The sequence below is a fragment of the Ruegeria sp. AD9 genome (assembly GCF_056542305.1).
On sequence record NZ_JBQFZP010000063.1, the window covers coordinates 1 to 1,167 of the forward strand.

The 1,167-nt window shown below is 63.2% G+C and carries 1 protein-coding gene; it reads left to right on the forward strand.

Going from position 1 to position 1,167, the window contains the following annotated elements; all coding sequences use genetic code 11:
• Nucleotides 1-1,167: serine hydroxymethyltransferase (gene glyA, locus ACR0AM_RS21610; protein WP_480624002.1), on the forward strand; the 1,167-nt coding region annotated here is incomplete at both ends.

Here is a 1,167-nt window from a genome sequence, read left to right on the forward strand (position 1 = left end):
CGGATTTTTCACCCAGTCCTTGTCGGACCGCGATCCTGAGCTTTTTGGCTCGATCCGGTCTGAGCTGGGTCGTCAGCGCGACGAGATCGAGCTGATTGCGTCCGAGAACATCGTCTCTGCCGCCGTGATGGAGGCGCAGGGTTCGGTGATGACCAACAAATATGCCGAAGGCTACCCGGGCCGGCGCTATTACGGGGGCTGCGAGTTTGTTGATATCGCCGAGAATCTGGCCATCGACCGCGCCAAGCAGCTGTTTGGCTGTGGCTTTGCCAATGTGCAGCCGAACTCGGGCAGTCAGGCCAACCAGGGCGTGTTCCAGGCGCTGATCCAGCCCGGCGACACCATTCTGGGCATGAGCCTGGATGCCGGTGGCCACCTGACCCACGGCGCGCGACCCAACCAGTCGGGCAAGTGGTTCAACGCCGTGCAATACGGCGTGCGCCAGCAGGACAACATGCTGGACTATGATCAGGTCGAGGCGCTGGCGAAAGAGCATAACCCCAAGCTGATCATCGCGGGCGGTTCGGCCATCCCGCGTCAGATCGACTTTGCCCGCATGCGCGAGATCGCCGACATGGTCGGCGCCTATCTGCACGTGGACATGGCGCATTTCGCCGGTCTGGTCGCGGCAGGCGAGCATCCCAGCCCGTTCCCCTACGCGCATGTGGCGACCACCACCACACACAAGACCCTGCGCGGCCCACGTGGGGGCATGATCCTGACCAATGATGAAGATATCGCTAAGAAAGTGAATTCGGCGATCTTCCCCGGCATTCAGGGCGGCCCGCTGATGCATGTGATCGCGGCCAAGGCCGTGGCCTTTGGCGAGGCGCTGCGCCCCGAGTTCAAAAGCTATATCCAGCAGGTCGTGATCAATGCGCAGGCGCTCAGCGATCAGCTGATCAAGGGCGGGCTCGACACCGTGACCCACGGCACCGACACCCATGTGGTGCTGGTCGACCTGCGCCCCAAGGGCGTCAAGGGCAACGCCACCGAAAAGGCCCTGGGCCGGGCGCATATCACCTGCAACAAGAACGGCGTGCCATTTGACCCGGAAAAGCCGACAGTGACCAGCGGCATCCGCCTGGGCAGCCCCGCCGGCACCACCCGCGGCTTTGGCGAGACCGAATTCCGCCAGATCGCCGACTGGATCATCGAAGTGGTCGA